The sequence below is a fragment of the Jejubacter calystegiae genome, from assembly GCF_005671395.1.
In the GTDB taxonomy this organism is placed as follows: domain Bacteria; phylum Pseudomonadota; class Gammaproteobacteria; order Enterobacterales; family Enterobacteriaceae; genus Jejubacter; species Jejubacter calystegiae.
On sequence record NZ_CP040428.1, the window covers coordinates 4128022 to 4140341 of the forward strand.

Annotated in this window: 11 protein-coding genes and 2 tRNA genes; 8 read left to right on the forward strand and 5 right to left on the reverse strand. The window is 53.3% G+C overall.

Features of this window, described 5'->3' with window-relative positions; translation table 11 throughout:
* Window positions 1-189: 189 nt before the first annotated feature.
* On the forward strand, window positions 190-2883 hold the full coding sequence (gene adhE, locus FEM41_RS19125) for a bifunctional acetaldehyde-CoA/alcohol dehydrogenase (protein WP_138097767.1): 2694 nt from the start codon (window positions 190-192) through the stop codon (window positions 2881-2883).
* A 64-nt stretch (window positions 2884-2947) separates the two neighbouring features.
* Here the strand turns inward: adhE and tdk are convergent, their stop codons facing one another.
* On the reverse strand, window positions 2948-3553 hold the full coding sequence (gene tdk / locus FEM41_RS19130; protein ID WP_138097768.1) for a thymidine kinase: 606 nt from the start codon (window positions 3551-3553) through the stop codon (window positions 2948-2950).
* 539 nt (window positions 3554-4092) lie between these two features.
* Between tdk and hns the strand changes: the two genes are divergently transcribed.
* Window positions 4093-4506: a histone-like nucleoid-structuring protein H-NS gene (hns, locus tag FEM41_RS19135; RefSeq protein ID WP_138097769.1), complete on the forward strand. Its 414-nt coding sequence runs from the start codon at window positions 4093-4095 to the stop codon at window positions 4504-4506.
* A 446-nt stretch (window positions 4507-4952) separates the two neighbouring features.
* Here the strand turns inward: hns and FEM41_RS19140 are convergent, their stop codons facing one another.
* The 4 genes from FEM41_RS19140 to rssA all read right to left on the reverse strand — a co-directional run bounded on the left by FEM41_RS19140 (window position 4953) and on the right by rssA (window position 9424).
* A complete protein-coding gene (locus FEM41_RS19140; RefSeq protein WP_138097770.1) occupies window positions 4953-6296 on the reverse strand; it encodes a UDP-glucose dehydrogenase family protein in 1344 nt (447 codons plus the stop codon).
* Between the two features lie 23 nt (window positions 6297-6319).
* On the reverse strand, window positions 6320-7228 hold the full coding sequence (gene galU, locus FEM41_RS19145; protein ID WP_138097771.1) for a UTP--glucose-1-phosphate uridylyltransferase GalU: 909 nt from the start codon (window positions 7226-7228) through the stop codon (window positions 6320-6322).
* Window positions 7229-7426: 198 nt separating this feature from the next.
* Complete coding sequence (rssB, locus tag FEM41_RS19150) at window positions 7427-8440, reverse strand: two-component system response regulator RssB (RefSeq protein ID WP_138097772.1); 1014 nt, start codon at window positions 8438-8440, stop codon at window positions 7427-7429.
* A 96-nt stretch (window positions 8441-8536) separates the two neighbouring features.
* A complete protein-coding gene (gene rssA / locus FEM41_RS19155) occupies window positions 8537-9424 on the reverse strand; it encodes a patatin-like phospholipase RssA (protein ID WP_138097773.1) in 888 nt (295 codons plus the stop codon).
* A gap of 111 nt (window positions 9425-9535) precedes the next feature.
* On the opposite strand from rssA, the gene FEM41_RS19160 reads away from it, so the two are divergent.
* From FEM41_RS19160 to FEM41_RS19185, 6 genes are all read left to right on the forward strand, one after another.
* Complete coding sequence (locus FEM41_RS19160) at window positions 9536-9994, forward strand: YchJ family protein (protein WP_138097774.1); 459 nt, start codon at window positions 9536-9538, stop codon at window positions 9992-9994.
* Window positions 9995-10040: 46 nt separating this feature from the next.
* A complete protein-coding gene (gene purU, locus FEM41_RS19165) occupies window positions 10041-10883 on the forward strand; it encodes a formyltetrahydrofolate deformylase (RefSeq protein WP_138097775.1) in 843 nt (280 codons plus the stop codon).
* 142 nt (window positions 10884-11025) lie between these two features.
* A tRNA-Tyr gene (locus tag FEM41_RS19170) sits at window positions 11026-11110 on the forward strand.
* 162 nt (window positions 11111-11272) lie between these two features.
* Window positions 11273-11357 (forward strand) — tRNA-Tyr (locus FEM41_RS19175).
* A 325-nt stretch (window positions 11358-11682) separates the two neighbouring features.
* A complete protein-coding gene (locus tag FEM41_RS19180; RefSeq protein ID WP_138097776.1) occupies window positions 11683-11868 on the forward strand; it encodes a type II toxin-antitoxin system HicA family toxin in 186 nt (61 codons plus the stop codon).
* Between the two features lie 2 nt (window positions 11869-11870).
* On the forward strand, window positions 11871-12284 hold the full coding sequence (locus FEM41_RS19185; RefSeq protein WP_138097777.1) for a type II toxin-antitoxin system HicB family antitoxin: 414 nt from the start codon (window positions 11871-11873) through the stop codon (window positions 12282-12284).
* Window positions 12285-12320: the final 36 nt, after the last annotated feature.

A 12320-nucleotide genomic window follows, 5' to 3' on the forward strand; every position in this document is an offset into this window, starting at 1 on the left:
ACTCAGAAGTGAGTAATCTTGGTGTCGCCGCCAGGGATAACAGCGTCAGGTTGATGATGTTTAAGGCAAGGCTCTTTTAGTAAATCTGCGTCGCTGCTGTTTTCGCGCCAGCGACAGCCAATCGGCAGGCTATACTGAGGTCCTGGATGCTGATTTACTAAAAGAGTTTAACATTATCAGGAGAGCATTATGGCTGTTACTAACGTCGCTGAACTGAACGCACTCGTCGAGCGCGTAAAAAAGGCCCAGCGTGAATATGCCAATTTCACCCAAGAGCAGGTCGATAAAATCTTCCGCGCCGCTGCACTGGCTGCCGCCGATGCTCGAATCCCCCTCGCCAAAATGGCCGTTTCTGAATCAGGCATGGGTATCGTTGAAGATAAAGTGATCAAAAACCACTTCGCTTCCGAATATATCTACAATGCCTATAAAGATGAAAAGACCTGCGGCATTCTTGATGAAGATGATACCTTCGGCACCATCACCATCGCCGAACCCACCGGGATCATCTGCGGTATCGTTCCAACTACGAACCCGACTTCAACCGCAATTTTTAAAGCGTTGATCAGCCTGAAAACCCGTAACGCTATTATCTTCTCTCCGCACCCGCGTGCCAAAAACGCCACCAACAAAGCTGCGGACATCGTGCTGCAGGCGGCTATCGCGGCCGGCGCGCCGAAAGATATTATCGGCTGGATTGACGAGCCTTCCGTGGAGCTCTCAAATCAGCTGATGCACCACCCTGACATCAACCTGATTCTGGCCACCGGTGGTCCGGGTATGGTGAAAGCCGCCTACAGCTCCGGCAAACCGGCTATCGGCGTGGGTGCGGGTAACACTCCGGTAGTTATCGACGAAACGGCCGATATCAAACGCGCCGTGGCGTCGATCCTGATGTCCAAAACCTTCGACAACGGCGTCATCTGCGCCTCCGAGCAGTCGGTAGTGGTGGTGGACTCGGTATACGACGCGGTTCGCGAGCGTTTCGCCAGCCACGGCGGTTACCTGCTGCAGGGTAAAGAGCTGAAAGCCGTTCAGGACATTATCCTGAAAAATGGCGCGCTTAATGCCGCCATCGTGGGTCAGCCCGCAACGAAAATCGCGGAAATGGCGGGCATCGAGGTTCCGGTCGGCACCAAGATTCTGATCGGTGAAGTGACCGACGTGGATGAGAGCGAGCCGTTTGCTCACGAAAAACTCTCCCCGACCCTGGCGATGTACCGCGCCACCGACTTCGAAGACGCAGTCGTGAAAGCGGAAAAACTGGTGGCTATGGGCGGTATCGGTCATACCTCCTGCCTCTACACCGACCAGGACAACCAGCAGGCTCGCGTGAACTTCTTCGGCGATAAGATGAAGACTGCCCGTATCCTGATTAACACTCCGGCCTCTCAGGGCGGTATCGGCGACCTGTACAACTTTAAGCTCGCGCCTTCTCTTACCCTGGGCTGCGGCTCATGGGGCGGTAACTCTATCTCCGAGAACGTTGGTCCTAAGCACCTGATCAACAAGAAAACCGTTGCTAAGCGAGCTGAAAACATGTTGTGGCATAAACTTCCGAAATCAATCTACTTCCGCCGCGGTTCACTGCCGGTAGCGCTGGATGAAGTGGTTACCGATGGCCACAAACGCGCCTTTATCGTGACCGATCGCTTCCTGTTCAACAACGGCTACGCCGACCAGATTACTTCCGTTCTGAAGGCTGCCGGTGTGGAAACCGAGGTCTTCTTCGAAGTTGAAGCGGATCCGACGCTGAGCATCGTGCGCAAAGGCGCAGAGCAGATGAACTCCTTCAAGCCTGACGTGATTATCGCGCTGGGCGGCGGTTCCCCGATGGATGCCGCGAAGATCATGTGGGTCATGTACGAACATCCGGAAACCCATTTCGAAGAGCTGGCGCTGCGCTTTATGGACATCCGTAAGCGTATCCACAAGTTCCCGAAAATGGGCGTGAAAGCGAAGATGATTGCCGTGACCACCACTTCTGGTACTGGTTCTGAAGTGACGCCGTTCGCGGTCGTGACCGATGATGAAACCGGCCAGAAATATCCGCTGGCAGACTACGCGCTGACCCCGGATATGGCGATTGTCGACGCCAACCTGGTAATGGATATGCCGAAATCCCTGTGCGCCTTCGGCGGTCTGGATGCGGTAACCCACGCGCTGGAAGCCTACGTATCAGTACTGGCATCTGAATTCTCTGACGGTCAGGCCCTGCAGGCGCTGAAGCTGCTCAAAGAGTACCTGCCGGCCTCTTACCACGAAGGCGCCCATAACCCGGTAGCCCGCGAACGCGTGCACAGCGCGGCCACCATCGCCGGTATCGCGTTTGCTAACGCCTTCCTGGGCGTGTGCCACTCTATGGCGCACAAACTGGGCTCTCAGTTCCACATTCCGCACGGTCTGGCCAACGCCCTGCTGATCTGTAACGTCATCCGCTACAACGCGAACGACAACCCGACCAAGCAGACCGCATTCAGCCAGTACGACCGTCCGCAGGCACGCCGTCGTTACGCTGAGATTGCCGATCATCTCGGCCTGAGTGCCGCAGGCGACCGTACCGCGCAGAAGATTGAGAAACTGCTGGCATGGCTGGAAAGCCTGAAGGCTGAGCTGGGGATTCCGAAATCTATCCGCGAAGCTGGAGTTCAGGAAGCCGACTTCCTGGCGAACCTGGACAAGCTGTCTGAAGACGCTTTCGACGACCAGTGCACCGGCGCTAACCCGCGCTACCCGCTGATCGCCGAGCTGAAACAGATTATGCTGGATACCTACTACGGTCGCGATTTCGTAGAAGGCGAAACCACTGAAGCACCGGCAGCAGCGGCAAAACCGAAAGCTGCACCGGCGGCTAAAGCGCGCAAGAGCAAGAAAAGCGCCTAATCGCTAAGCAATAAAAAAACCCGCCGTTTCCCGGCGGGTTTTTTATTGCCTGCTTCACAAGGCATCAACAGCCCTGTATCGCCTGCAAAGAGCCTTTCGCCAGCGCTTCCTTATAGTGTTTGCGACACACCGATACGTAGCGCTCATTGCCCCCTATTTCCACCTGAGCCCCTTCCTGATAAGGACGTCCGTTTTGGTCCAGCCGCAGCACCATACTCGCCTTACGGCCGCAGAAGCAGACGGTCTTTAATTCCACCAGCTTATCCGACCAGGCTAGCAGATATTGACTGCCACTAAACAGTTCGCCGCGAAAATCGGTACGCAGCCCGTAGCAGAGCACAGGAATATCCAGGTCATCGACCACCGCAGCCAGTTCAGAGACCTGCTCACGAGTCAGAAACTGGCTTTCATCCACCAGCACGCAGTGGATGGTCTGACGCTGATGCTCTTCGCGAATCTCTGCCAGTAAGGAAGTTTCAGGATTATATAGCCGGGCGGGAGAAGAGAGGCCGATACGGGAACTCACCTTACCGGAACCAAAACGGTCGTCAATTTCTGCGGTATAAACAACCGTCCGCATACCACGCTCCTGGTAGTTCCATGAGGATTGTAACAGTGCGGTAGATTTACCGGCATTCATTGCAGAATAGTAGAAATAGAGCTGCGCCATCGAAGTCAAAACCCCGGTCTGGATGTCAAAAAGTATAGAGCCATGATTGTACCATATCCCCGAGTCTCCCCGGCTCCATTCCCCTCTGACTTCAGGGTGATTAACATATTATATATGACTTAGAACTATTCGCATCTGTGATTGTTCGCATGGTCATTATCAGGTTATCGTTTGTTAACTTACGGACTATAAAGCATTTTTATCGTCACTCCGCTCGCTTTCATTCATAATCAAAAACTGTGATCGCCCTCCTGTTATCCCGCTATATCGAAGAATAAGCGACCAGTGAAATGAAAAAAATTATCTATTGATGCTTTTATCTGACGCACTCCCCCCATGCTTTCTGCCGAAATTTTGACTGTCATGGCGTTTTTCTGTGATACAGAACAGGGTCAATTAAAGTAAATAGAATAATAAAAGATGTGTCGGCCAATGCGATATTTTGCGTTCCTTACATTTACCCTATTGCAGAACCAGAATGAAGGCTCTATTATTACCTCAACAAACCACTCCCCCAATATAAGTTTGAGATTACTAAAATGAGCGAAGCACTTAAAATTCTGAACAACATCCGTACTCTTCGTGCTCAGGCCAGAGAATGCACACTGGAAACGCTCGAAGAAATGCTGGAGAAACTGGAAGTCGTGGTAAATGAGCGCCGCGAAGAAGAAAACGCTGCAGCAGCTGAAATTGAAGAGCGTAACAAGAAACTGCAGCAATATCGCGAAATGCTGATTGCTGACGGTATTGATCCTAACGATCTGCTGAGCGCTATGAGCAGCAGCAAAGCGGGTACCAAAGCCAAGCGCGCTGCTCGTCCGGCAAAATATGAATACACCGACGAAAACGGTGAAGCTAAAACCTGGACCGGCCAGGGCCGTACCCCGGCGGTAATCAAGAAAGCCATTGATGAGCAGGGCAAGAGCCTGGAAGACTTCCTCATCAAAGAGTGATTGGTATTGCTATGAAAAATCCCGCTATGGCGGGATTTTTTATTGCCTCTCTCCCCGACCTGGACTCAGTGCCGTGATTAATTACAGCTAAATAACAAAGCCGCAATAGCCCTGTGGCAATAAATTCATCTTTCTCCTGCTCCCACGCGCCTGTCATGATGCGAATAGAGAATCGCCTTAGACGATATCGTCAGGGATTTTCTGATTTTTCCTTCCCCTCCTCCACGACTTATAACACCCTGTATCTTAATTTTCGTTATCAGATAAAGTCCCGGATTTATACCCACAACGCATCATCTGCCAGGCAGCCATAGCAAATAACCCGTATACCGTTCCGGTTAATGAAAAGAGATCTCAATGAAATGAAATCTGCGACACACGGCAAATACCGATAAAAAACAGGCAGCCGCCGAAGCGACTGCCTGTTTCATAATGAGGATGAAGTATCAAGAGGCCTGTTTCAAAGAGGCTCCGCGGCCAATCGCATAATAGGTAAAACCGCGACGGCTGAGACGATCCGGATCGAACAGATTTCGTCCATCAAATATAACCGGCTGGTTCAGCGTCTGCTGAATAAACTCCAGATCCGGTGCACGGAAGCTCTGCCATTCGGTACAGATAATTAATGCATCAGCCTTATGCAATGCGGCCTCTTTGGTACCCATCAGACGCAAATCATCGCGATGCCCATAGATACGCTGAGTCTCATCCATCGCCTCGGGATCGTATGCCTGTACCGTTGCACCACGTTTCCAGAGTTCTTCCATCAGTACGCGGCTGGAGGCCTCACGCATATCGTCAGTGTTAGGTTTAAAAGAAAGTCCCCACAGCGCGAAGGTTTTCCCTTTCAGATCTTCACCGAAGTGACGCGCGATATACTGCGGCAGCTTCTGTTTCTGATCGTCGTTAATATCTTCAACCGCACGCAACAGTCTGGGTTCATAGCCAATCTGCTGCGCGGTGCGGATTAATGCCTGCACATCTTTCGGGAAACAGGAACCACCGTAGCCACAGCCGGCATAGATAAAGTGGTAACCAATGCGAGAATCCGAACCGATTCCCTGACGTACCTTTTCGATATCCGCGCCCAGATGCTCCGCCAGGTTGGCGATCTCGTTCATAAAGCTGATTTTGGTCGCCAACATGCAGTTGGCGGCATATTTGGTCAGCTCGGCGCTACGGATATCCATCAGGATCATACGGTCATGGTTGCGGTTGAAAGGCTCATACAGCTCACGCAGCAGGTCGACAACCTCTTCATTGTCGGTGCCCACCACAATGCGCTCAGGGCGCTTACAATCCGCCACCGCGGCCCCTTCTTTCAGAAACTCAGGGTTAGAGACAACATCGAAGGGAATCTCAACGCCGCGGCTCTTCAGGGTTTCGTCCATAGCCGCACGTACTTTCTCCGCCGTACCGACCGGTACGGTTGATTTATCCAGCACCACCTTATGAGAGGTCATATGCTGGGCAATAGTGCGGGCAACGGCGAGAACGTATTTCAGATCCGCAGAGCCGTCTTCATCCGGCGGTGTTCCCACGGCGATAAACTGCATCGTGCCGTGCTCTACCCCCAGACGGGCGTCAGTACTGAAATTCAGACGCCCCTCTTCGTAATTTTTAGTGACCAGCGGCGTCAGGCCCGGTTCATAAATGGGGATATTCCCCTTTTTCAGATTCTCAACTTTGGTTTCATCGACATCGATACACATGACGTCGTGGCCGACTTCAGCAAGCACTGCAGCCTGCACCAGCCCCACGTAGCCAATGCCAAATACCGTCACTTTCATTAGGTTGTCCCGGTTTCAGTGATTTATTTTTTTCCGCCAACGGCCTCTGTTAGCCAGGCCTTGAACTCTTCGCCCAGGCTATCGTGGCGGACGCCGTACTCAACAAATGCCTGCATATAGCCAAGCTTGTTGCCGCAATCGTGGCTCTTACCCTTCATGTGGTAAGCCTCAACGGTCTCTTTATCCATCAGCATAGCGATAGAGTCCGTCAGCTGAATTTCATCGCCAGCGCCCGGAGGCGTACGGGCCAGCAGCGGCCAGATATCAGCGCTGAGCACATAGCGGCCCACCACGGAAAGGTTAGAAGGCGCTTCGTTGGCCTTCGGTTTTTCCACAATGCCAACCATCGGTACGCTATCGCCCGGGGTCAGTTCAGCGCCTTTGCAATCCACCACGCCGTATGCGGTCACATCTTCCACCGGCTCGACCATAATCTGGCTGTGCCCGGTCTCTTCGAAACGATGAATCATTTCAGCGAGGTTGTCTTGGCTCAGATCGGACTCATATTCGTCCAGAATCACGTCCGGCAGAATCACAGCCACCGGCTCATTGCCGACCACCGGATGGGCGCACAGCACCGCATGTCCCAGCCCTTTCGCCAGCCCCTGACGCACCTGCATAATGGTTACGTGCGGCGGGCAGATGGACTGCACTTCGGCCAGCAGCTGACGCTTAACGCGTTTTTCCAGCATGGCTTCCAGTTCGAAACTGGTATCAAAGTGGTTTTCAATGGAGTTCTTGGAGGAGTGGGTAACCAGAACAATCTCGGTGATTCCTGCGGCAATACATTCATTGACCACATACTGAATCAGCGGTTTATCGACCAGCGGCAGCATCTCTTTGGGGATGGCCTTGGTCGCCGGCAACATACGCGTTCCCAGACCCGCAACCGGGATTACCGCTTTCCTTACTTTTGCATTATTAGCAGCCATTAAAAATCTCCTGGACTGTTCAAGCATGACACTTGTACGTCAATTAAAACGAGGTCGAGTATATCAGCTTGAAAAAAATTTCCGCCCCGAAATACCTGCCTCACCAGTAAATTAAGACTAATACGAAACAACCTGTGGTGATATTAGCACCACAGGTCATAAGAGCAGAGACCATTTTTAGGCAAAGGATTTAGATGCTTACTCTGTGCTCAACATAAGCCGCAACCGCCCCCCAGCGCCCCAGACCTGGCACTGCCAGGCGTCGCAGCGTTGGCTGATTTGATTGAGGTAGGTATTTCCCAGAGTACCCAGCGGAACACCATTGCTGACCTGAATTTGATGGCCGCCGGTATTTAAAGAAGCATTCAAACCGGCAGAAACTAAAATAAGATTTTTTAACGTACTGTGATAATAACCAACCAGTAACGGGAACTGTCCGACTAAATTAGCCTGGCGAAGTAACTGATTCACCTGTTTAAGTAAAATCCCTAATTCCGGAAGTCGCTGACGCTGACGCGCCAACTGCTCCTGAAGTAAGCCGTTAAACAACGCACGCAGCAGCAATGCCGCCAGTACGCCGTTATCCCCTGCCCGGGTCACGTCCAGGCAGTAGAATGCCAGATCGTTGTCCGACAGCGGAGCAATATCCAACACCAGACCGGGTTTATCGGCAGAGACCAGCTGTCGATAATTGACCCGACAGTGGGCGATATCCTGTTGCACGGGCGGCTGTAATTGCTGCAGCAGGCTGGCTGCCGCCTGCGGGTTGCTGACCAACGCATCCCAGTCCTGAAACAGGCGTTCCTCCTCTTCCACCCGGGAATTAAAGGCGGAAGGATAAAGACAGGCAAAGACGGTCTCCCGCAGTCGGTTAAGATCCTTAATCGGTTTGAGCAGGACGTCCTGAACACCCAGTCGCAAGGCCCGGGCGATATCCGACATATTCTCGGTGGCGGAAATCACCAGAATGGGCATTTGATTGCCGGTGTTACGAATGCGCTCTACCAGCGTCAGACCATTCATGCGCGGCATGGCCAGATCGCAGATCAGCAGATCGGGCATGGCGCTGGCAATCTGCTCCAGCGCCTCCACGCCGTCCCCGGCCAGCCGCGTTATAGCGCCAAGAGAGACCAGGTAAGAGTCCAGCAGCGATCGGAAAACGGCTTCGTCTTCGACAATGAGAATCTGTTTTCCGACCAACGGCTGTGTCATGTGTGTTCCCCAGACTGGCAATAGTTAAATAGTGGCATGTGTCGGGGGTTTACGCCTGTCAGATTTAGCCGAAGCAGCGTAAAGCGCACGGAACTATTATTCATAAGTACGCACCAGTGGTAATAGTTCATCCAGCTTTTTCTCAACCGCGAGCGTTCCGGCCGCAATCGCCTCATCGGCCCGATGAAAATCCAGGGTGGAGATTTGCGGGCAGTAGGGTTGCAGAACGATATCCGGCGGATCTCCCGCCATACGGTTGCGCTTCAGACGATTTTCCAGCACCTGAATCGAGGTACTCATGATCTCCATCGCACCGGGCGGCGCGCTGGTTCGCCGGGTCAGCAGTTGGCCCAGGCGCTTGCGCCACCCGGCTGGCTGACGTCCGGGCTCATTGCGCGGCTCATCAGACAGCAAATCCTGCTGCATCAGGTGGGCGTCATGCTGGAGATCGACCGCTATAACGATATCCGCCCCCAGCGCCCGGGTCAGCGAGACCGGAACCGGGTTGACCACCGCGCCATCCACCAGCCAGTACCCATTATGACGCACCGGCGACAGCAGACCCGGCATACTGCACGACGCGCGCACGGCGGTATGTAAGTCGCCTTCGGTAAACCACAGCTCGCGGCCGGTACTCAGGTTGGTTGCCACTGTGGCAAAGCGCAGTGGCATCTGTTCGATGCGATCGAGAGGAATAAGTCGACGTACGTGATTAAATACCCGCTCGCCGCGCAGCAGGCCGCCGCGACGCCAGGAGAGATCCATCAGACGCAAAACGTCCCAGTAGCTGAAGGAGCATACCCAGCGTTCAAACGTCGTCAGGCGGTCACAGGCACAGGCGGCGCCCACCAGGGATCCTACTGAACAGCCCGTAATAATATCCGGCCGAATGCCGATCTTCGCCAGCGCATTAATCGCGCCAATATGAGCCCATCCCTTGGCTGCGCCCGAACCCAGCGCCAGTCCAATTTTCACCTGTCTCATTACGCCTCGGTCTGCTTCCCCGGAAAAAACACCTCGTGGCGTCAACGCCACCGCTCAGTTAATATAGGCTGCCTGGCCGTATTCGTTCGTTTTTATACCCAAGGAGATACTTTGTCGCAGCTTTGTCCTTGTGGCAGCGGTTTGGATTATAGCCTATGTTGCCAGCCTTACCTACGCGGAGACCTGTTACCTAAAGATCCGTCACAACTTATGCGCAGCCGCTACAGCGCTTTCGTAATGAAAGACGCCGGATGGCTGATCGCCAGTTGGCATCCCACGGTGGGAGCCGAACGGCTGCGTGCCGACCTTGAATCCGGTTTCGCCCGCACTCAATGGCAGGGACTCACGCTATTCGAAGAGAGCCCCGGACGCAACGCGGATGAAGGCTACGTCAGCTTTGTTGCGCGCTATGAGGAACAGGGCGTGCCCGGCGCAATTATCGAACGCTCCCGGTTCTTAAAAGAACAGGGACAGTGGTACTATGTCGACGGCCAGCGACCGGATATCGGACGTAACGATCCCTGCCCCTGCGGGTCCGGGAAAAAATTTAAAAAGTGCTGCGGCCGCTAACGGCACGCACAACAACTGACATTCCTTCAACAGGATCTTCCCCGCAATGCAAGCTTTACAACGAAAAGTACTGCGTACCATCTGCCCGGACCAGAAAGGGCTTATCGCACGCATCACTAACATCTGCTACAAGCACGAGCTGAACATCGTTCAGAATAATGAGTTCGTCGACCATCGTACCGGCCGCTTCTTTATGCGTACCGAGCTGGAAGGGATCTTTAATGACACTACCCTGCTGGCGGATCTTGACGGTGCCCTACCGCAAGGTTCCCTGCGCGAGCTGCATCCCGCCGGTTCGCGTCGGGTAGTGATTCTGGTCACCAAAGAGGCCCACTGTCTGGGGGATCTGCTGATGAAGTCGCGTTACGGCGGGCTGGATGTGGAAATCGCCGCGGTTATCGGCAACCACGACACCCTACGCGGCCTGGTCGAAAGCTTTGATATTCCTTTCCAGTTGGTCAGCCACGAAGGGCTGACGCGCGAACAGCACGATCGCCAGATGGCGGAAGCCATTGAGGTACACGCGCCTGACTATGTGGTGCTGGCGAAGTATATGCGAGTGCTGACTCCGGAATTCGTGGCCCGTTTCCCGAATCAGATTATTAATATTCACCACTCGTTCCTGCCAGCCTTTATCGGGGCGCGTCCCTATCATCAGGCCTATGAACGCGGCGTGAAGATTATCGGTGCTACGGCGCACTACGTGAACGATAATCTGGATGAAGGCCCGATCATCATGCAGGATGTGATTCACGTCGATCACACCTATACCGCCGAAGATATGATGCGCGCAGGGCGCGACGTTGAGAAAAACGTACTGAGCCGCGCGCTGTACCAGGTGCTGGCTCAGCGGGTCTTCGTTTACGGTAACCGGACGATCATTTTGTAATCAGCCAGGGAAAAGGTTGTTTAACTTTAGGGCGTTACGCGCAAAAAGTACGCAAACAATTTATTTTCCATTATTCATCCCTTTACAGGGGCGCTTCATTTGATATGATGCGCCCCGCTTCCCGAGACGGAAGCAGGCCAGTGGTGGGGTTCCCGAGTGGCCAAAGGGAGCAGACTGTAAATCTGCCGTCATCGACTTCGAAGGTTCGAATCCTTCCCCCACCACCATCATTCGCTGTAGTGATACAGCAAACTGGCAGGTAAGGTTAGTTAGAATATCTGTCGGCAAGGGTGAGGAGCGAAGCGACGAATAATCCTTCCTCATCCCCTCTTCTCTCACTGTTTACACAGTGAAGCGGCGTTAAAGCCACAACAATTTGATTTGCCCCTGGTGGGGTTCCCGAGTGGCCAAAGGGAGCAGACTGTAAATCTGCCGTCATCGACTTCGAAGGTTCGAATCCTTCCCCCACCACCATCACTTTATGTTCCTCCGTATTGAATCCCACAGTCAGTTTTCCCATAGTGCGTAAACACAGGAAAGGACGAGAACCTTCGACTAAGGTTCGACTCGAGCGTAAGCGAGAGAACTCTTCGTTATTGATTCCCGAACCTCCCCCGTCTTTCTGGCATAGCCCAGCGTTCGTCATTTGATTTTTCAGGCATGGATTCCTTCGACCATGCAAAATGCAGCATGCTGTCGCTGTTCTCCCTGATATCGCATCACAGCCTGTTCTCTGCATACTCGATACTGTGTGTATAATGTGTACAGTCAACCTGTCGGTCAGCGGCAGGGAGGCAGAGTGAAAAGCGCGGAACTTATCAAACGACTGGAGAAAAACGGTTGGATTCTTGAACGAATAAAAGGTAGCCATCATCAGTTCTCCCATCCGGACTTTTCGATCGTTATCACGGTTCCGCATCCACGCAAAGATATGAAACCGGGAACGCTTCATCAAATTCTGAAGAGCGCGAAACTTAAGGAGTAACCATGCTCTACCCTGCTTTCATTGAAGTCGATACTGACGGTACAGCCAGCGGCTGGTTTCCGGACGTTCCGGGGTGTACCTTCGCCGGTGATACCATCGAAGACGCTTTTATCGATGCACGCAGCGCTATAGAAGCACACTTTGAGCTGCTGAGTGAAAAAGAGCGAGAAATACCAACGCCGCATCGCATTGAAGAGCATGCTAACGCGAAGGGCAGCGACGGCCTGAATGGTCGCTGGCTCTACATTGATATCAATATGGATAAATTTGACGGACGCGCTGAGCGTATCAATATTACGCTTCCGCACCGGCTACTTGAGCGCATAGACGCCACCGTTAAACAGCAGCCTGAGTACGGTAGCCGCAGCGCTTTTCTGGCCGCGGCCGCACGCGAAGAACTTCTTAAAAACCGTTAAAAAAAACCCTGCCGGAGCAGGGTTCCCGTGACAGGT

Excerpts from the sequence above, each read along its gene's own strand:
- rssB (WP_138097772.1), bottom strand. The coding sequence starts at position 8,440 with ATGACACAGCCGTTGGTCGGAAAACAGATTCTCATTGTCGAAGACGAA.
- galU (WP_138097771.1), bottom strand. The coding sequence starts at position 7,228 with ATGGCTGCTAATAATGCAAAAGTAAGGAAAGCGGTAATCCCGGTTGCG.
- FEM41_RS19185 (WP_138097777.1), top strand. The coding sequence starts at position 11,871 with ATGCTCTACCCTGCTTTCATTGAAGTCGATACTGACGGTACAGCCAGC.
- rssA (WP_138097773.1), bottom strand. The coding sequence starts at position 9,424 with ATGAGACAGGTGAAAATTGGACTGGCGCTGGGTTCGGGCGCAGCCAAG.
- tdk (WP_138097768.1), bottom strand. The coding sequence starts at position 3,553 with ATGGCGCAGCTCTATTTCTACTATTCTGCAATGAATGCCGGTAAATCT.
- FEM41_RS19140 (WP_138097770.1), bottom strand. The coding sequence starts at position 6,296 with ATGAAAGTGACGGTATTTGGCATTGGCTACGTGGGGCTGGTGCAGGCT.
- purU (WP_138097775.1), top strand. The coding sequence starts at position 10,041 with ATGCAAGCTTTACAACGAAAAGTACTGCGTACCATCTGCCCGGACCAG.
- adhE (WP_138097767.1), top strand. The coding sequence starts at position 190 with ATGGCTGTTACTAACGTCGCTGAACTGAACGCACTCGTCGAGCGCGTA.
- hns (WP_138097769.1), top strand. The coding sequence starts at position 4,093 with ATGAGCGAAGCACTTAAAATTCTGAACAACATCCGTACTCTTCGTGCT.